This window comes from Stenotrophomonas sp. G106K1, from assembly GCF_037969685.1.
Classification (GTDB): domain Bacteria; phylum Pseudomonadota; class Gammaproteobacteria; order Xanthomonadales; family Xanthomonadaceae; genus Stenotrophomonas; species Stenotrophomonas lactitubi.
The window spans coordinates 36,834-56,211 of the sequence record NZ_JBBPFR010000022.1 but is presented as its reverse complement, the minus strand read 5'-3'; the positions used below and the strand labels follow the sequence as shown (position 1 = coordinate 56,211).

At 64.6% G+C, this 19,378-nt stretch carries 13 protein-coding genes and 4 tRNA genes; 14 read left to right on the top strand and 3 right to left on the bottom strand.

Annotation, left to right across the window (positions count from 1 at the left end; translation table 11 throughout):
• Positions 1-47: 47 nt before the first annotated feature.
• The 3 genes from WKB25_RS16980 to WKB25_RS16970 all read right to left on the bottom strand — a co-directional run bounded on the left by WKB25_RS16980 (position 48) and on the right by WKB25_RS16970 (position 6,944).
• The gene (locus WKB25_RS16980) at positions 48-1,265 is read right to left on the bottom strand and encodes an EAL domain-containing response regulator (protein ID WP_340571880.1); all 1,218 of its coding nucleotides are present in this window, start codon (positions 1,263-1,265) and stop codon (positions 48-50) included.
• On the bottom strand, positions 1,262-4,027 hold the full coding sequence (locus WKB25_RS16975) for a response regulator (RefSeq protein ID WP_340571879.1): 2,766 nt from the start codon (positions 4,025-4,027) through the stop codon (positions 1,262-1,264). The genes WKB25_RS16980 and WKB25_RS16975 overlap by 4 nt, the downstream gene beginning before the upstream one ends.
• Positions 4,028-4,205: 178 nt before the next feature.
• Entirely contained in the window at positions 4,206-6,944 is a 2,739-nt protein-coding gene (locus WKB25_RS16970; protein WP_340571878.1) for a TonB-dependent receptor, read from the bottom strand.
• 186 nt (positions 6,945-7,130) lie between these two features.
• On the opposite strand from WKB25_RS16970, the gene WKB25_RS16965 reads away from it, so the two are divergent.
• From WKB25_RS16965 to rpoB, 14 genes are all read left to right on the top strand, one after another.
• The gene (locus WKB25_RS16965; RefSeq protein WP_340571877.1) at positions 7,131-8,150 is read left to right on the top strand and encodes a cyanophycinase; all 1,020 of its coding nucleotides are present in this window, start codon (positions 7,131-7,133) and stop codon (positions 8,148-8,150) included.
• A 99-nt stretch (positions 8,151-8,249) separates the two neighbouring features.
• Entirely contained in the window at positions 8,250-9,260 is a 1,011-nt protein-coding gene (locus WKB25_RS16960) for an isoaspartyl peptidase/L-asparaginase (RefSeq protein ID WP_340571876.1), read from the top strand.
• 144 nt (positions 9,261-9,404) lie between these two features.
• Positions 9,405-9,490, top strand: a tRNA-Tyr gene (locus tag WKB25_RS16955).
• A gap of 26 nt (positions 9,491-9,516) precedes the next feature.
• Positions 9,517-9,590, top strand: a tRNA-Gly gene (locus tag WKB25_RS16950).
• Positions 9,591-9,638: 48 nt separating this feature from the next.
• Positions 9,639-9,714 (top strand) — tRNA-Thr (locus tag WKB25_RS16945).
• A gap of 39 nt (positions 9,715-9,753) precedes the next feature.
• Positions 9,754-10,944: an elongation factor Tu gene (gene tuf / locus WKB25_RS16940; RefSeq protein ID WP_089238985.1), complete on the top strand. Its 1,191-nt coding sequence runs from the start codon at positions 9,754-9,756 to the stop codon at positions 10,942-10,944.
• A 101-nt stretch (positions 10,945-11,045) separates the two neighbouring features.
• Positions 11,046-11,121 (top strand) — tRNA-Trp (locus WKB25_RS16935).
• Positions 11,122-11,169: 48 nt separating this feature from the next.
• Positions 11,170-11,583: a preprotein translocase subunit SecE gene (secE, locus tag WKB25_RS16930; protein ID WP_099819134.1), complete on the top strand. Its 414-nt coding sequence runs from the start codon at positions 11,170-11,172 to the stop codon at positions 11,581-11,583.
• A gap of 10 nt (positions 11,584-11,593) precedes the next feature.
• Positions 11,594-12,154, top strand: coding sequence for a transcription termination/antitermination protein NusG (gene nusG, locus WKB25_RS16925; RefSeq protein ID WP_025879350.1), 561 nt, complete (start codon positions 11,594-11,596; stop codon positions 12,152-12,154).
• A gap of 196 nt (positions 12,155-12,350) precedes the next feature.
• Positions 12,351-12,779 carry a 50S ribosomal protein L11 gene (gene rplK, locus WKB25_RS16920; RefSeq protein WP_004145248.1) on the top strand — a complete coding sequence of 143 codons (429 nt, stop codon included), beginning with the start codon at positions 12,351-12,353 and terminating at the stop codon, positions 12,777-12,779.
• Positions 12,780-12,783: 4 nt separating this feature from the next.
• Positions 12,784-13,482, top strand: coding sequence for a 50S ribosomal protein L1 (gene rplA / locus WKB25_RS16915; RefSeq protein WP_089238989.1), 699 nt, complete (start codon positions 12,784-12,786; stop codon positions 13,480-13,482).
• Between the two features lie 388 nt (positions 13,483-13,870).
• A complete protein-coding gene (gene rplJ, locus WKB25_RS16910; protein ID WP_004145252.1) occupies positions 13,871-14,407 on the top strand; it encodes a 50S ribosomal protein L10 in 537 nt (178 codons plus the stop codon).
• A 63-nt stretch (positions 14,408-14,470) separates the two neighbouring features.
• The gene (rplL, locus tag WKB25_RS16905) at positions 14,471-14,836 is read left to right on the top strand and encodes a 50S ribosomal protein L7/L12 (RefSeq protein ID WP_025879347.1); all 366 of its coding nucleotides are present in this window, start codon (positions 14,471-14,473) and stop codon (positions 14,834-14,836) included.
• Positions 14,837-15,162: 326 nt separating this feature from the next.
• Positions 15,163-19,317, top strand: coding sequence for a DNA-directed RNA polymerase subunit beta (gene rpoB, locus WKB25_RS16900; RefSeq protein WP_100463185.1), 4,155 nt, complete (start codon positions 15,163-15,165; stop codon positions 19,315-19,317).
• Positions 19,318-19,378: the final 61 nt, after the last annotated feature.

Sequence of the window (19,378 nt, the reverse complement as noted above, 5' to 3'; positions counted from 1 at the left end):
TCGTCAAAGACTCTTGATGGGATTGTGAAGCCTTTCAGCCTCGCCTGTCAGCGCGACGTTGCCCGGTTGCTGGCAGCGGCCGCATGCGGAACATCTTCGTCCAGCAGACGGGTGAAGTCGTCGGAGGGCAGCGCCTGCGAAATCAGGAAGCCCTGTACCTGGTTGCAGCCTAGATGGCGCAGCGCGGCCAGGTCGGCATCACTCTCCACGCCTTCGGCAACGATGGTCAGGCCGAGCTGGTTGGCCAGCGCGATCACCGTGGTCAAGGTCAGGTGCAGGGCGGGATCGCGCGCGCAACCACTGACCAGCGCACGATCGATCTTGACCTCGGTGAAGGGGGTGTTGACCAGGTTGTGCACCGAGCTCAGCCCTTGGCCGAAATCGTCCTGGGCCAGGCCGAAGCCCTTCATCCGCAACCTGCAGGCGCCTGCGTAGAAGTCGCTGACGTGGCGGGTGGTGCTGTTCTCCATCAGTTCGAAGCACAGATCCGCCGGAGTGCCGCCCGCGGCCAGGGTCAGCGCCTGCAGTTCATCCGGAAGATCGGACTGCTCCAGCAGGTGCGGCGGCAGGTTGATCGATACCGGTACGCGGAATCCCTGCGCGCGCCAGCGCGCCTGAGCCCGGATGCTGGCGGTGAGCATCGCCCGCAGCAGTTCGCCCTCCAGCCCATGACGGCACAGCGCCGGCAGGAAACTGCCCGGCGCCAGCGTCCCCAGCTGCGGGTGGCGCCAGCGCACCAGTGCCTCAGCGGCAACCACGCGCCCGGACTGCAACGACTTCTTCGGCTGGAACCAGGCGGTCAGGCTGCCGTCGGCCAACGCCTGTCGCAGCTGCGCGGCGTCCGGTTCGGGCGTCAGCGCCGCCGGGCTGGTGCGCACCGCTGGCCGCGCCTGCGCCAGTGCTTCGAGCAGCGCATCGACATCGCTGGCGGCGACCGGCTTGGCCAACAGTCCTACCACCTCCAGGCCCAGTGATTCGGCCATCAACCGTGCCGAACTCATCATCCGCCGCGAGGCCGCGCTGACTACGGCAAGCCGCGGTGGGCGCGGTTGTGCGGCCAGTGCCTGGATGAACTGGATGCCATCCTGGCCGGGCATCAACAGATCGCTCACCACCAGGTCATAGGCCTGGCAGGCACACAGGGCGATTGCCGCATCCACGTCTTCGCAGGCGTCAACCTGCACACCGGCGCGCGCGCTGAACAGATTGACGAGGTAACCACGTTGGAACGGCTGGTCTTCCAGGATCAGGACACGGCGGGTCATGCGGGATCTCCTTGGCGAACGGCGGAAAGCGCCTGACGCAGGCGTGCGATGTCGATGGGTTTGCTCAGATAGCCCTGCATCCCGCTGGCCAGGCAGCGCTCGCGCTCCTCGGCGGTCGCGTTGGCGGTGGCGCCGATCACGGGTAGCAGATTGCCCTCCGCACGCAGCCGGCGCGCCAGGGTGTGGCCGTCCATGCGCGGCATGTTGATGTCGGTGACCACCAGGTCGAAGTCATGGGTCTGGCACAGCTGCAACGCCTCGACACCATCCTGCGCAAGCTCCACCTCGCAGCCCAGGGCCTGCAGCTGTTCGGCCAGGATCACCCGGTTGATGGGATTGTCTTCCACGGCCAGCACCCGCAGTCCCAGCGGACCCGGTTGCACATCGCGGGCTGCGGTCGGCAGCGTTGTGCATTGCCGCTGCTGGCGTGCGACCGCCAGGGCGATCGAGGACATGCCGTGCAGGGTGACCAGCAGCGTGCCATCGGCGGTGGGTGAGGGTTGGTCGCCACCGTCGATCGAGGCCAGCACCCGCGGGCCCCGCCAGGCCAACGGTTGTTCCGCCTCGCCATCCATCAGGATCGCGCCGGCGTGGTCGAGCAGGGCAGGGTCGCCCTGCAGAGGCTGCGCATTGGCACCCCAGCGGCGCAGCCAGCCACAGGCACTGTCGACCAGCTCGCGATCGCGGCCGCGCACGTAGACCGGCGGCTCGGCCAGCAACGCCGGGCCATCCTCGGTCGCGGCCAGCACCGGCAAGGGCAGGCGCACGGTGAAACTGCTGCCCAGTCCCGGTTCGCTGACCACGCGCAGTTCGCCACTCATCAACCGCACCAGGCGGTCGCTGATCGACAGACCCAGCCCGGTGCCCTGTGCGCTGGCGGCACTACGGACCTGGCGGAAGGGCTCGAACAGGCGCACCTGTTCCTCGGTGGCGATGCCCACGCCGGTATCGGTGACCTGCCAGGCCAGCACGCTCGACTCGCCTTCGCGCTGCACCAGTCGTACGCGCAGCACCACCCGGCCATGCTCGGTGAACTTGATGGCATTGCTGAGCAGGTTGCCCAGCACCTGGCGGATCCGGTCGGCATCGCCGAGCACCCGCGTCGGCAACCGGGGATCGGTGCACACCAGTACCTGCAGGCCCTTGCGCGTCGCCGCAGCGGCGAAGCTGCGCAGCACGCTCTCGGTCAGTTCGCGCGGCGAGAAGGATGCCGGCTCCAGGCTCAGCTGGCCCGATTCGATTTTGGACACATCCAGCACGTCGCTGATCAGTTGCAGCAGCACCGATGAAGAACTCTCGATGGTGCGCAGGTACTGCGACTGGCGCGCATCCAGGGGCGTGCGGCCGAGCAGCTCCAGCGTGCCAAGCACCCCGTACAGCGGTGTGCGGATTTCATGGCTCATGGTCGCCAGGAACGCGCTCTTGGCCTGGTTGGCGGCGTCGGCCGCCTGCCGTGCCGAGGACAGTGCTGCCTGCGCCTGGCGATGGCGTGAGATGTCATGGAACACACACAGCAGCACGTCGTCATCCTGGTAACGGCAGGCCGCATGCAGTACCTGCAGCTGGCGACCGTCGCGTGCGGTGAACTCCAGCCCGCGACCGCGTTCGCCGGCATGCACGCGCCACGGTGCCTGCCAATCGCTGTCGGTGCCGTCCTCGCCCAGCCAGTCGCGCAGCAGCTGGTTGGACAGCAGCAGCTGACGGTCGCTGCGGCGCAGGACACAGATGCCGACCGGCGCCAGGTCGATCACCGTGGAACTGAAATCCAGGCTTTCCAGCAGGCGCCGGTGCTGCAGCAGGGCCGGCTGGATCAACTGGCGGTCGATGCGATGCCGCAGCAGACGCAGCGCGATACCCGCCAACAACAGCAGTGCACCGCTGATCAGCAGCGAGGTCGCCATGTCGCCGAGCAGCAGGCGCGGAGGCAGGTGATAGACCAGCCGCCAGCCGTCATTGCCTACGCCCTTCACCAAGGCCACGCCGCGTGGCAGGCCCATGCTCCAGAGCACGCCGAAACTGTCGTCCTGGCGTTGCTGCAGCGCTTTCCAACCTGCACTGTCCAGCCGTGGCGCCAGGCTCGACAGCGCGGGCTGCCCGTCGCGGTCCAGCAGGGCGTAGCCGCCGATGCCCTGGCCATCGATCATGTCCGAGGCGGGCGCACTGTCCAGCAGCAGCATCAGCCACTGGCTCGGCTGCGGCCCGGCCTGTACCGGTTGGGCCAGGGCGACCCCGGCATCACCCGCGCGCAGCCAGTACACCGGATCGGTGCCGGCAAGCGTGCCGCTGCGCTGCCGCAGCACCTGCAATGTGGGCAGGCCGGCGATGTCAACGTCAGCCTGGCCGCCTGCCAGCCAATGCGTTCCCTGCGCATCGACCAGCAGCAGATGTGTCTGCAGGGTCTGCAGCGTGTGCTCCGCGCGCGGCGACAGCAGCAGGCGCTGGCCCGGCTTGCCACCCGGCCCGTCCAATGGCAGCTGGCGTACGCCCTCGCTGGACGGCACCGACGGATCACCCACCACCACCGAATCGCCCAGGTAGCGCAGCAGGGCCTCGCGCTGGTCGAAGTAGATCTGCGCCCTGTACGCGGCGGCATTCATGTCGCGGCGGTGGCTGGAGATGTCTTCGGTCATCGCGGTCAGCAGGTAGAAGCCGGTGGCGGCCGCCAGGCACAGGAACACGCACACCGTCAGCCAGCGCAGCAGCACCGAAGCAGTGGTCGGCGGTGCGACCAGGGGCAGGGAAGGGCGAGGGAATCGGAACATGCACCGATCCTAGGGAGGGCACTCACCCGCCCGGAATCAGCCATGTCCTAAAAAGCGGCATGCACCCCGTGAAGCACCTCGCCGGCCGGGAACCGTTCAGGCTGGGGCTTGGCCGGCGCTCTAAAGAAAGACCCCCGCCGAAGCGGGGGTCTGTAACGTGCCGCCAGCAGGGGCGCCCTTACAGCGCGCTGCCGCCGAACTTGTGCGTGTACTGCAGGTTGATGGTGCGGCCGACGCTGTCGAACCAGGACACGTCGTAGTACGGGTACGCCGTATAGGTCCTGTCCTTCGGCGGCATCTTGTTGAACACATTGACCACCGACAGCGACAACCGCGAGTGATCGTCGAAGCGGTACTGCAGCGAGGCGTTGTAGCGGTAGGTCGCCTTGATCCACGGGCTGTCGCCGCTCTCCTCGTCGAACACCTGGTCGTAGCTGTCCGAGGTCGGCAGCTTGCCCAGGCGCGAGCCGTACACGGTGGCCGACCAGGCATCCTTCTCCCAGGTCACGCTGACGCTGGTCTTGGTGCGGGGAATATCAAAGCCACTGTTGATCGCGAACTGGTCTTCGGTCACATCACCGGCATAGCGCTGGAAGTCATGCTTCTTCACCCAGGTGTGGGTGCCATTGAAGATGAAGTCGCCGATGCCGGTCTGCAGGCGGTAACGCAGGCCGACGTCGACGCCGGAGGTGGACTCGCGCGCAACGTTGATCGGGTTCACATGCACGCCATACAGACGGCCATCGGCAGTGCGGGTGATGCGGGCCAGGGCGTCCACGCAGGTCGGCGAGCTGATGTCGGCGCTGCCCAGCCGGCAGTTCGCTTCGCTGGCCAGGATCGTACGCACGTCCATGTCCTGCACCTGGTCGCGCATGTCGATGTTGAACCAGTCGGCCGACAGGTCCAGGCCGGCGGCCGGCGACCACACGAAGCCAGCGCTCCAGGAAGTGCTGGTTTCCGGGTCCAGCTCGCGGTTGCCACTGCGGCTGCGGATCACGTTGCGCTCGTAATCGGCGCAATCATCGGCGGCATCGGCGCGGCAGTTGTACAGATCTTCCGCGCTGGTCTCGTCGTTGCCCGGGCCGGCGAAAACATAGTGCAGGTCCGGCGCACGGAACGCGGTGCCGTACGAACCGCGCACCAGCAGCGTGTTGATCGGACGCCATTCCAGGCCGCCGCTCCAGGTCGCCTTGCCGATGGAGTGGCCCGAATAGCGGTACTGGTCGTAACGCCCGGCCACGCTCAGGTTGACCGTTTCATGCAGCGGCATGCGCAGCTCGGCAGCCGTCGCCCAGCGGTTGCGCGAGCCCTTGCCGTCCGAATCCTTCCAGCTGTAGTAGTAATAGCCGGTCGCCAGCGGGTCGGGATTGAGCGCATAGGCCTGCTGGCCCACTTCCACCGTCGCGGCAAAGCCGGCATCGCCACCGGGCAGGGTGAACAGCGAGCCATTGGTCAGGGTCAGCGCCGCCGTCTCGGTGCGCGACTTCGGCGTATAGGTGGTGCGTGCGGCGATCGAATCGTACTCGGCACGGGTCAGCGGCCGGTACAGGCGCGACGGATCGGCGTTGTAGATCGGGAAGCCGTCATCGTCCTCGCCCAGCTGCGGGCCCAGGAACAGGTCGTTGGCCTTGGACGCGATGATCTGCGCCCAGCTGATCCGCGACTGGTACTGCGAATGGCTCAGTGCCGCTTCGTAGTCCCAGCTGCCGGTCAGGTTGCCCTTGAAGCCGGTGGTCACGCTGAAGGTCTTCTGCGTGCTGCGTACCATCGCATTGTCCAGCCCGCCCATTTCCTCGGGCGAGAACTGGCGCTGCCAGAACTCGATCTCGCCGGTCGCTTCATTGTTGAAGTAGCCCGACTCGTCGCCGTCGGCGGCCATGCGCCCCCACTTGGTGACATCGCGCATCAGCGACATCGTGTGGTAGCCCAGCTGCACGTCGGCGAACCACTGCTGGCCGTTGTCGAAGTCGTAGCTGAGCGAGGCATAGCCGTTGGCGCCGCGGCGCTTGCTGAGGATCGTGCCGTAACCGATCGCGCTGTCGCTGCCGCAGTAGTAGCCGTAGCGCGGACGGAACGCGCGGTAGGTGCTGCCCTGGTTCTGTGCCGACAGTGCATCACAGGTCGCTGCGCCCGGGTCCAGGTAGTCGTCGTTGTAATCGGTGCGCAGATAGGAACGACGGGCGACGCGCGCGCCTTCGGTCGGGCCGTCCTGGGTCGAGTCCTGGATGTCGCGGTCGTAGGCCCACAGCGGCGTCTGCGACTGCAGTTCGACGCTGTACACCGCATTGAAGTTGCCGCTACTGAAACCGCTGGCCAGGCTCATGTCGAACGATTCGCCACCGCCTTCGGTAGTGGTGCCCATGCGTATGTCGATGGTGGTGCCATCGGCCTTCTTCTTCAGGATGAAATTGACCACGCCGGCGATCGCATCCGAGCCGTAGATCGCCGACGCGCTGCCGGTCAGCACTTCAATGCGGTCGATCATGCCCAGCGGAATGTTGGACACATCGGTGAAGTTGCTTCGGCCCTTGAACGGCATCGGGAAGTCGGCGATGCGACGGCCGTTGACCAGCACCAGGGTGTGGTTCGGCCCCAGCCCACGCAGGTCGACCTGCTGCGCGCCCGGCGAGAAGTCGGCGCCGCCGGAGGACTGCTGGCTCTGCGTCTCACCGCCGTTCTGGGTCATCGCGCGCAGCACGTCCGGCACGGTGGTGAAGCCGCTGGAGCGGATCTGCTCTGCGTTGATGACAGTGATCGGCGCCGGTCCTTCCACCTGGGCGCGCGGGATGCGTGAGCCGGTCACCTGCACCGCATCCAGCTGTTGTACCGAAGAGGAAGCGGGAGTCTGTGCCGCCGCCGAAGCAGCAACGCCCATCAACGTCAGCTGGATCGACCACGCCATCGCCTGTCTACGCATGAGAAATTCTCGGAAGTAATGCCGGCCCGCGGAGGAGGGACCCTGTCCCCCATTCACATTTCAGGAATGGGCGCGCGCATTTAACGCCTTTTTCATGTCCTTGACTACTGGGACTACTGGGGATATGTCTGGCAATCTGGCAAAGAGTGAAAACGGTTGCAGGTCGTTTTGTTCAGGGAGATCAGGATGCGATGCCTTCGCTACAGCCTGCCTGGCCCGCGCCTCACCTTGCTGCTGTCGGTGCTCTGTTGGTCCTCGCCAGCAGCTGCACAGGAGCTGATGGAGCCGGGCTTCGCCTATTACGAAGTGGGTGATCTGGATGTGCCGCGGCCTGGCCCGCGCACCCCCGCGATGATGCTGATGGGCGGCGGCGAATGGGTCCCCGAGGCCTTCCAGTGGTGGCTGCGCCAGGCTGGCAATGGTCGCGTGCTGATCCTGCGTGCCTCCGGCACCGATGAACTGCAGGACCGTCTGTACCGTGAGATCGGCGGGACCACCGCCGTGCAGACCCTGGTGTTCGACAGCCGCCGCGGCGCCGACGACCCGGCCGTGCTGCGGGTCGTGGCTGCGGCCGATGCGATCTTCATCGCTGGCGGCGATCAGTCCCGCTACATCCGCTTCTGGAAGGGCACCGCGCTCAATCGCGCGCTGAATGCCCACGTGCGCGCCGGCAAGCCGATTGCCGGTACCAGCGCCGGGCTGGCCATCCTCGGCGGCTACGCCTATGGCGCGCTGGATGGAGGCAGCATCGACTCGGCCAGCGCCATCGCCGACCCGATGGGCGAGGCCGTCACCCTGGACCGCGGCTTCCTGCAGCTGCCCTACCTGCAGCGGGTGGTCACCGACACCCACTTCGACAAGCGCGACCGTCTCGGCCGCCTGATCGTGTTCGTGGCCCGCGCCGCGCATGACAGTGGTGACCCGGACATGGTCGGCATCGGCGTCGACGAAGATACGGCCCTGTGCGTGGAGCCTGACGGCCAAGCCCAGGTCTACAGCGCCGACGGCCAAGGCAAGGTATGGGTGGTCAGCCCCGGACGCGATGCCGACCGGCTGGTGGAAGGTGAGCCCCTGCGCTTCCACGCGGTGCCGGTCACCGTGGTTGCCAGCGGCAGCCGCATGCGCCTGGACGACTTCGAGGCCGAGGCCGATTACCAGGCCTTGGTTGAAATCAGCGACGGCGAGATTGAAGTCGTCCGCCAATGATCCACCATGCTCGCGGATGCCGCCGTGCTGTGCCTTCCGCCGGGCCCGGCCCGGCGCTACCGTGCAATCCAATCCCTGTCCTGCTGGAGATCTGCTTCCATGAAACTGCGCCTGGCACTGTCCGCGCTGTTGTCCCTGCCACTGCTGGCCCAGGCCGCACCCACCGCATCGCCGCTGTTGGTCATCCACGGCGGCGCCGGCGTCGAGCGCAAGGATCTCTCTGCGGCGGAAGAACAGGCCGCGCGCGCTGCCCTGAAGGCGGCATTGCTGAAGGGCCATGCCGAACTAGCAGCCGGGCGTCCGGCATTGGCGGCGGTCACCGCGGCCATCACCGTGCTCGAGGATGATCCGACCTTCAACGCGGGCAAGGGCGCGGTATTCACCCACGAAGGCCGCAATGAACTGGACGCGGCGGTGATGGACGGGGCCACCCAGGCAGCCGGCGCAGTGGCCGGCGTGCAGCGCGTGCGCAATCCGATCCTGCTCGCGCAGACGGTGATGCAGAAGTCCAGGCACGTGATGATGGTGGGGCAGGGCGCAGAAGCCTTCGCCGCCGAACAGGGCGTGACCCTGGTCGACCCCTCCTACTTCCGCACCGACAAGCGCTGGCAGCAGCTGCAGCGTGCATTGAAGGAAGAGGCGAGCGGGCAGGCGCATGCCGACCTGGAAACCGCAAAGCACTTCGGCACGGTCGGCGCGGTCGCCCTGGATGCGCAGGGGCATCTTGCTGCAGGCACGTCCACCGGCGGCATGACCAACAAGCGCTATGGCCGTGTCGGCGATTCGCCGATCATCGGTGCCGGCACCTGGGCTGATGCGCGTTGTGCGGTGTCGGGTACCGGTTGGGGCGAGTACTACATCCGCACCGCGGCAGCCCATGAGATCTGCGCGCGCATGCGTTACCTCGGTCAATCGCCGGAACAGGCGGGCAAGGGCGTGATCAACGACGCGATTCCGCAGATGGGCGGCGACGGCGGGGCGATCGTGCTCTCTGCAGATGGAAAAGCGGCAGCACCGTTCAACACCCAGGGCATGTATCGGGGCTGGATCGGGGCCGATGGCGTTGCCCACGTGGCCATCTTTGCCGACGAGACAATCGAACTGCCCTGAGCAGGCCCTTGCGTATCAAGGGGTTTGCGACGCGTGTGAAAAAAAGTGAAAAAAAGCGTTGACAGACCCCCGCTTCATCTCCAGAATTGCGGGCTCACCACCACACACCGCAACGCTTCGGCGGCACGGGACGGGGTGGTAAAAGGAGGGATACCCAAGCGGCCAACGGGGGCAGACTGTAAATCTGCTGGCTTACGCCTTCGGTGGTTCGAATCCACCTCCCTCCACCAGCTTCACGTTGTGGCACATTCCCGGTGCGGGAGTAGTTCAATGGTAGAACCTCAGCCTTCCAAGCTGATGGTGCGGGTTCGATCCCCGTCTCCCGCTCCATTGAGTGAACTTTGAATATTATCGAGTTCATGCCATAATGCAAAACTCGCTCACATAGCTCAGTCGGTAGAGCACTTCCTTGGTAAGGAAGAGGTCGAAGGTTCGATTCCTTTTGTGAGCACCATCTTCAGCACCACACCAGACGAATTCGAGATAAGCAGCCATGGCCAAGGGTAAGTTCGAGCGCACCAAGCCGCACGTCAACGTCGGCACCATCGGTCACGTCGACCACGGCAAGACCACGCTGACCGCCGCACTGACCAAGATCGGTGCAGAGCGCTTTGGTGGCGAGTTCAAGGATTACTCCGCGATCGACGCCGCGCCGGAAGAAAAGGCACGTGGCATCACGATCTCGACCGCGCACGTCGAATACGAATCCACCGTTCGTCACTACGCCCACGTCGATTGCCCGGGCCATGCTGACTACGTCAAGAACATGATCACCGGTGCTGCCCAGATGGACGGCGCGATCCTGGTGTGCTCGGCCGCTGACGGCCCGATGCCGCAGACCCGCGAGCACATCCTGCTGTCGCGTCAGGTCGGCGTGCCGTACATCGTCGTGTTCCTGAACAAGGCCGACATGGTTGACGATGCCGAGCTGCTGGAACTGGTCGAAATGGAAGTCCGCGAGCTGCTGAGCAAGTACGACTTCCCGGGCGACGACACCCCGATCATCTCGGGTTCGGCCCGCCTGGCGCTGGAAGGCGACCAGAGCGACATCGGCGTGCCGGCCGTCATCAAGCTGGTTGAGGCGCTGGACACCTGGATCCCGACCCCGGAGCGTGACGTCGACAAGGCATTCCTGATGCCGGTCGAAGACGTGTTCTCGATCTCGGGTCGCGGCACCGTGGTCACCGGTCGTATCGAGCGCGGCGTGATCAAGGTCGGCGAAGAAATCGAAATCGTCGGCATCCGTCCGGTGCAGAAGACCACCGTGACCGGCGTGGAAATGTTCCGCAAGCTGCTGGACCAGGGTCAGGCAGGCGACAACGCCGGTCTGCTGCTGCGCGGCACCAAGCGTGACGACGTCGAGCGTGGCCAGGTTCTGGCCAAGCCGGGTTCGATCAAGCCGCACACCAAGTTCGACGCCGAAGTCTACGTCCTGTCGAAGGACGAAGGCGGCCGTCACACCCCGTTCTTCAAGGGCTACCGTCCGCAGTTCTACTTCCGTACCACCGACATCACCGGTGCGGTCGAGCTGCCGGAAGGCGTCGAGATGGTGATGCCGGGCGACAACATCAAGATGGTTGTCACCCTGATCAACCCGGTCGCCATGGACGCCGGCCTGCGCTTCGCAATCCGCGAAGGTGGCCGTACCGTCGGTGCTGGCGTGGTTGCCACCATCCTCGAGTAAGCCTGCATGCCGGCGGTCGCATAGCGCTGCCGGTCTGGCGAGTGGCGGGCCGGGAACCTCGGTCCGCCTTCGCCGTCTAAGGGAAGGCAAGTTTTCTACGTACGCCAGTAGCTCAATTGGCAGAGCAGCGGTCTCCAAAACCGCAGGTTGGGGGTTCGAGTCCCTCCTGGCGTGCCATCTGCCCACCTTACCCAGCGGCCCTGCCGCTAAAGCAGACACAGCCTGATGAATAGCAAGATCGAACATTCCAAGGACACCTCCGCGCAAGGCGGGGATATCGTCAAGTACGTCCTCGCATCGTTGCTGGTGCTGGCAGGTCTGTTCGTCTGGTTCTGGTTCTCCGCCGATTCCGGTCGCGCTGCCCAGTTGGGCTCGTGGGCGGGTCAGCTGCGTGCGTTGGCGGTCGTGGTCGGCCTGGTTGGCGGTATCGGCGTGTTCATGCTGACCGGCAAGGGGCGCGACACCCGCGAATTCCTCTCCGAGTCGCGTTTCGAGCTGCGTAAAGTGGTTTGGCCGACCCGCCAGGAAGCCATTCGCATGACCTGGGTGGTGATTGTCGTCGTCCTGATCCTCAGCCTGTTGCTGGGTGGGTTCGACTTCTTCATCCAGAAACTGACTCAGTGGTTCCTGAGCCGCTAAGGAGAAATGCATGAAGCGTTGGTACGTCGTTCACGCCTATTCGGGCTTCGAGAAGTCGGTGGCGCAGGCTCTGCGCGATCGCATCGTCCGTGACGGCATGGAAGAGCGCTTCGGCGACGTCCTGGTCCCGACCGAGGAAGTGATCGAAATGCGCGCCGGCCAGAAGCGCCGTTCCGAGCGCAAGTTCTTCCCGGGTTACGTGCTGGTCCAGATCGAGACCCACGAAGAAGCGGGCATTCCGCGCATCGACAACGAAAGCTGGCATCTGGTCAAGGAAACCCCGCGCGTCATGGGTTTCATCGGCGGAACCGCTGATCGTCCGCTACCGATCGCTGATTCCGAGGCCGAGGCGATCCTGAACCGTGTCCAGGAAGGCGTCGAGAAGCCGCGTCCGAAGGTGCTGTTCGAGCCGGGCCAGATGGTCCGCGTCACCGAAGGTCCGTTCAACGACTTCAATGGTGTCGTCGAAGAGGTCAACTACGAGAAGAGCCGTCTGCGCGTCTCCGTGTTGATCTTCGGTCGCGCTACCCCGGTCGAGCTCGAGTTCGGCCAGGTCGAAAAGGCCGTCTGATCTGAATTCACCTGCCGCTTCAGGCATGTGAAGAAAAAACCTGATATGCTGCGCGGCTCCCGTTGGGAAGCTGGCGGGAAGAGGCCACCGAAAGGTGGCCTTCGGCATGATTTCAAAACGCGATGCCGGGACGCGTGATTCCCGGTCCGATGGGGAGCCTGTTGTCGCAAGGCGCTAGCACCCGGAGAGTACTCACATGGCAAAGAAAGTTGTCGGTTATATCAAGCTGCAGGTGAAGGCCGGTCAGGCCAACCCCTCGCCGCCGGTCGGTCCTGCGCTGGGTCAGCGCGGCCTGAACATCATGGAATTCTGCAAGGCCTTCAATGCCGCCACGCAGAAGCTCGAGCCGGGTCTGCCGGTTCCGGTGATCATCACGGCCTATTCGGACCGTACGTTCACCTTCATCACCAAGAGCACCCCGGCCACCACCCTGCTGAAGAAGGCCGCTGGTATCTCGTCGGGCTCCAAGCGCCCGAACACCGAGAAGGTCGGCAAGGTCACCCGTAAGCAGCTGGAAGAGATCGCCAAGGCGAAGGAACCGGATCTGACTGCCGCCGACCTGGACGCCGCCGTGCGTACCATCGCTGGCTCTGCCCGTTCCATGGGCCTCGTGGTGGAGGGTTAATCAGATGGCACAGAACAAGCGCGAAAAGGCCATCAAGGCCGCCGTTGTCCCGGGTAAGGCATATGCCTTCGAGGACGCAATCAACATCCTGAAGACCGCCACCAAGGCCAAGTTCGTCGAGTCGATCGACGTTGCTGTGCGCCTGGGCGTCGACGCGAAGAAGTCCGACCAGCAGGTCCGTGGCTCTACCGTGCTGCCGGCTGGTACCGGCAAGTCGGTCCGCGTCGCTGTCTTCGCTCCGGCCGGTGCCAAGGCTGATGAAGCCCTGGCCGCTGGTGCCGAAGCCGTCGGTATGGACGACCTGGCCGAGAAGATGCAGGCCGGCGATCTGAACTACGACGTCGTGATCGCGACCCCGGACGCAATGCGCGTCGTCGGCAAGCTGGGTACCGTGCTGGGCCCGCGTGGCCTGATGCCGAACCCGAAGGTCGGCACCGTCTCCCCGAACCCGGGTGAGGCTGTGAAGAATGCCAAGTCGGGTCAGGTGCGTTACCGCACCGACAAGGCCGGCATCATCCACTGCACCATCGGCAAGGCCGACTTCGCCGAAGACGCGCTGAAGTCGAACCTGACCGCGCTGCTGCTGGACCTGATCAAGGCCAAGCCGGCTACCTCGAAGGGCCTGTACCTGCAGAAGGTGTCGGTCAGCTCGACGATGGGCCCGGGCGTCACCGTCGACCAGTCGTCGCTGAGCCTGAAGTAATCGTTTCAAGCGGTCGCGGGCCCCTCGGGTTCCGCGGCCGTGACATTTGAAGGCATCGCCGGCAACCCATCGCCGGTGGTAGCCGTCAAAGACCGCAGGTGCGGTCGTGGTATGCCGGCGACGGGCACGGAAGCTCGATTTGGCAGGGAGTCGCCGCCGGAGCAGTCACGAGCGCTTAATCGATTCCCCGGAATCACCCTGCGTAGATGGTGCCCTTCTGGAGTTTTTCTGGTTCACGCACGTCTGGGGTTACCCAGGTTGGCCCACTCCAGGTCTAGAACGGCCCACCCCCCGGAACATCATTCCGATGTTCCCGGCGTCCAGGACGGATGCCGCACAGGACCGCACACGGCAGGAGCCGTAAGCGGAGTTCAATCGGAGGAGTGCAATGGCTCTCAATCTGTCCCAGAAGCAAGAAGTAGTCGCGGAGCTGGCAGACATCGCCGCCAAGGCCCACTCCTTGATCGCAGCCGAATACGCTGGCACCACGGTCGCCCAGATGACCGCGATGCGCAAGCAGGCTCGTGAAACCGGCGTTTTCTTGAAAGTTGTCAAGAACACCCTGGCGTCGCGTGCTGTTGAAGGCACCGAGTTCGCAGTCGCACAGGACCAGATGGTTGGTCCGCTGCTGTACGCGTTCTCGCTCGAGGAGCCCGGTGCTGCCGGTCGCCTGATCAAGGAAGCCGCCAAGGGCAACGACAAGCTGAAGGCCAAGGTCGTCGCAATCGGTGGTGAAGTGTTCCCGGCAAGCCACGTCGACGTGTTGGCATCGCTGCCGACCCGCGACCAGGCCCTGGCAATGCTGGCACGCGTCCTGACCGAGCCGGTCACGATGTTCGCCCGCGCCATCAAGGCAATCGGCGACAAGCAGAATGGTGGCGACGTCGCCGCCGACGCTGCTGAACCGGCCGCCGAGACCGCCTGAGTTTCGACTAATCGTGGTTCCTGACGGAACCTCAATCCAGAAAAACATCCAAAGGTAATTATCATGTCCCTTACCAACGAACAGATCGTCGACGCCATCGCCGAGAAGTCCCTGATGGAAGTGATGGAGCTGGTCAAGGCCATCGAAGAGAAGTTCGGCGTCTCCGCCGCTGCTCCGGTCGCCGCTGCTGTGGCTGGCCCGGCTGCCGTCGTTGAAGAGCAGACCGAATTCGTCGTCACCCTGAAGACCGCCGGCGACAAGAAGGTCGAAGTCATCAAGGCCGTCCGCGCCATCACCGGCCTGGGCCTGAAGGAAGCGAAGGACCTGGCCGAAGCCGGCGGCGTCCTGAAGGACAACGCTTCGAAGGACGAAGCCGAGAAGATGAAGAAGGACCTGGAAGCTGCTGGCGCGACTGTCGAAGTCAAGTAAGCACTTCCATTGCGTCGCCATCGAAATCCGGCGATGCAGCCAAGGCTGGGGGCGTAAGCCCCCGGCCTTTGGTCGTTGTTGCGGTGTTGTAGATCCACGCCATGCGTGGATGTGAAAAGCGGCAAAAAGCCCAACACGGGCTGCGGTCAAACCCTGGTCGGCCAGCGCAAAGCGCGACGGCAGGGGAGTGGATGCAGACGAGTTGGCAGTTGGAAGTAGCGGGAGAAGGCGTGCTGGTGCCGGCAATACCAGCGACTTCCAACTGACAATTTCAAGTTCCCTTCGGGTCGTGGGCGCACGACTCGCACAACAAGGTGGAAGACCTCATGACGTCCTATTCGTTCACCGAAAAAAAGCGTATCCGCAAGGATTTCGGCAAGCAGCGTTCGATTCTCGAAGTGCCGTTCCTGCTCGCCATCCAGGTGGATTCCTACCGTGAATTCCTGCAGGAAAACGTCGATCCGGCCAAGCGCACGGACCACGGCCTGCACGCTGCACTGAAGTCGGTCTTCCCGATCGCCAGCTACAGCGGCAATGCTGCCCTGGAATACGTCGGCTACAAGCTGGGCGATCCGGTCTTCGACGAGCGTGAATGCCGTCAGCGTGGCATGAGCTACGGTGCGCCGCTGCGCGTGACCGTGCGCCTGGTGATCTACGACCGCGAGTCGTCGACCAAGGCCATCAAGTACGTGAAGGAGCAGGAGGTCTACCTCGGCGAAATCCCGCTGATGACCGACAACGGCACCTTCATCGTCAACGGCACCGAGCGCGTCATCGTTTCGCAGCTGCACCGCTCGCCGGGCGTGTTCTTCGACCACGACCGTGGCAAGACCCACAGCTCGGGCAAGCTGCTGTACAGCGCCCGCATCATTCCTTACCGCGGCTCCTGGCTGGACTTCGAGTTCGACCCGAAGGACGCGCTGTTCACCCGTATCGACCGTCGCCGCAAGCTGCCGGTGTCGATCCTGCTGCGTGCGCTTGGCTACAGCAACGAAGAGATGCTGGCCGAGTTCTTCGAGATCAACACCTTCCACATCAACCCGGATGAAGGCGTCCAGCTGGAGCTGGTGCCGGAGCGCCTGCGCGGCGAAACCCTGGGCTTCGACCTCGCCGACGGCGACAAGGTCATCGTGGAAGCCGGCAAGCGCATCACTGCGCGCCACATCAAGCAGCTGGAAGCCTCGGGCATCGCCGCCCTGGCCGTGCCGGACGACTACATCGTCGGCCGCATCCTGTCGCACGATGTGGTCGATGCCTCGACCGGTGAACTGCTGGCCCAGGCCAACGACGAAATCACCGACGAGCAGCTGCAGAACTTCCGCAAGGCCGGCGTCGATGCCGTGGGCACCCTGTGGGTGAACGACCTGGATCGTGGCCCGTACCTGTCCAACACCCTGCGCATCGATCCGACCAAGACCCAGCTGGAAGCCCTGGTCGAGATCTACCGCATGATGCGTCCGGGCGAGCCGCCGACCAAGGATGCCGCGCAGAACCTGTTCCACAACCTGTTCTTCACCTTCGAGCGCTACGACCTGTCCGCCGTCGGCCGCATGAAGTTCAACCGTCGCGTGGGCCGCAAGGAAACCACCGGCGAAGCCGTGCTGTACGACCGCAAGTACTACGGCGAGCGCAACGACGAAGAGTCCAAGCGCCTGGTTGCCGCCCACGGCGACAGCTCGGACATCCTGGACGTGATCAAGGTCCTGACCGAGATCCGCAACGGTCGTGGCGTGGTCGATGACATCGATCACCTGGGCAACCGTCGCGTGCGTTCGGTCGGTGAAATGGCCGAGAACGTGTTCCGCGTGGGCCTGGTCCGCGTCGAGCGCGCGGTCAAGGAACGCCTGTCGATGGCAGAGTCGGAAGGCCTGACCCCGCAGGAGCTGATCAACGCCAAGCCGGTGGCTGCGGCGATCAAGGAATTCTTCGGCTCCTCGCAGCTGTCGCAGTTCATGGATCAGAACAACCCGCTGTCGGAAGTCACGCACAAGCGTCGCGTCTCGGCCCTGGGCCCGGGCGGCCTGACCCGTGAGCGCGCCGGCTTCGAAGTGCGCGACGTGCACCCGACCCATTACGGCCGCGTCTGCACCATCGAAACCCCGGAAGGCCCGAACATCGGCCTGATCAACTCGCTGGCCGTGTACGCCCGCACCAACCAGTACGGTTTCCTCGAGACCCCGTACCGCAAGGTCGTGGACGGCAAGGTGTTCGACGAAGTCGAGTTCCTGTCGGCCATCGAAGAAAACGAGTACGTCATCGCCCAGGCCAACGCCTTGACCGATGCCAACAGCGTGCTGACCGAGCAGTTCGTTCCCTGCCGTTACCAGGGCGAATCGCTGCTGAAGCCGCCGGCGGAAGTCCATTTCATGGACGTTTCGCCGATGCAGACCGTGTCGATCGCGGCTGCGCTGGTTCCGTTCCTGGAGCACGATGACGCCAACCGCGCACTGATGGGCGCCAACATGCAGCGTCAGGCCGTGCCGACCCTGCGTGCGCAGAAGCCGCTGGTCGGTACCGGCATCGAGCGCGCCGTGGCGCGTGACTCGGGTGTGACCGTGAACGCCCGTCGTGGTGGTGAGATCGTGCAGATCGACGCCGCCCGCATCGTGGTCAAGGTCAACGAAGCCGAAATCACCGATGCGTCCGATGCCGGCGTCGACATCTACAACCTGATCAAGTACACCCGCTCCAACCAGAACACCTGCATCAACCAGCGGCCGCTGGTGGAAGTGGGCAACGTGGTGGCGCGTGGCGACGTGCTGGCCGACGGTCCGTCCACCGACATCGGTGAACTGGCCCTGGGCCAGAACATGCTGATCGCCTTCATGCCGTGGAACGGCTACAACTTCGAAGACTCCATCCTGCTCTCCGAGCGCGTGGTGGAAGAGGATCGCTACACCACGATCCACATCGAAGAGCTGACCTGCGTTGCGCGTGACACCAAGCTGGGGCCGGAGGAAATCTCTGCCGACATCCCGAACGTTTCCGAGCAGGCGCTGAACCGCCTGGACGAGAGCGGCGTGGTGTACATCGGTGCCGAAGTCCGCGCCGGCGACATCATGGTCGGCAAGGTCACCCCGAAGGGCGAAAGCCAGCTGACCCCGGAAGAGAAGCTGCTGCGGGCGATCTTCGGCGAGAAGGCTTCGGACGTGAAGGACAGCTCGCTGCGCGTGCCGCCGGGCATGGACGGCACCGTCATCGACGTGCAGGTCTTCACCCGCGATGGCATCGAGAAGGACAAGCGCGCCCGTCAGATCGAAGAATCTGAAATCAAGCGCGTCAAGAAGGACTTCGACGACCAGTTCCGTATCCTGGAAGCGGCCATCTACGCCCGTCTGCGTTCGCAGATCGTCGGCAAGGTGGTCAACGGCGGCGCCGGCCTGAAGAAGGGCGACGTCATCTCCGACGCCTACCTGGATGGCCTGAAGAAGGCTGACTGGTTCGTGCTGCGCATGAAGGACGAGGACGCTGCCGAAGCCATCGAACGCGCACAGAAGCAGATCCAGGCGCACGAGAAGGAATTCGAGCGTCGCTTCGCCGACAAGCGCGGCAAGATCACCGCGGGTGACGACCTCGCCCCGGGCGTGCTGAAGATGGTCAAGGTGTTCCTGGCCGTGAAGCGCCGCATCCAGCCGGGCGACAAGATGGCAGGCCGCCACGGCAACAAGGGTGTGGTGTCCAACGTGGTGCCGGTCGAGGACATGCCGTACATGGCCTCGGGCGAAACCGTGGACATCGTGCTGAACCCGCTGGGCGTACCGTCGCGTATGAACATCGGGCAGATCCTGGAAGTGCACCTGGGCTGGGCCGCCAAGGGTCTGGGTCGCAAGATCCAGGCGATGCTGGAAGCCCAGGCGGCGGTTGCCGACCTGCGCAAGTTCCTGGACGACATCTACAACCACGATGACACCAACGTGGCCAACCGTGTCGACCTGTCGCAGTTCAGCGACGAGGAACTGCTGCGCCTGGCCCGTAACCTGTTCGACGGCGTGCCGATGGCCACTCCGGTGTTCGACGGCGCCACCGAAGCGGAAATCAAGCGCATGCTGGAACTGGCCGACCTGCCGAGCAGTGGCCAGACCCAGCTGTATGACGGCCGCACCGGTGAAGCCTTCGATCGCCACACCACCGTTGGCTACATGCACTACCTGAAGCTGAACCACCTGGTCGACGACAAGATGCACGCCCGTTCGACCGGTCCGTACTCGCTCGTCACCCAGCAGCCGCTGGGCGGCAAGGCGCAGTTCGGCGGCCAGCGCTTCGGTGAAATGGAAGTCTGGGCGCTGGAAGCCTACGGCGCGGCCTACACCCTGCAGGAAATGCTGACGGTGAAGTCCGATGACGTGCAGGGCCGCAACCAGATGTACAAGAACATCGTCGACGGTGAGCACGAGATGGTCGCGGGCATGCCGGAATCCTTCAACGTCCTGGTGAAGGAAATCCGCTCGCTGGCCATCAACATGGAACTGGAAGACAACTGATCCATGCCGGCGCGGCGGTCAACGCCGCCGCGCCGCTGGCAGTCAACTGAAAGCCCATCGA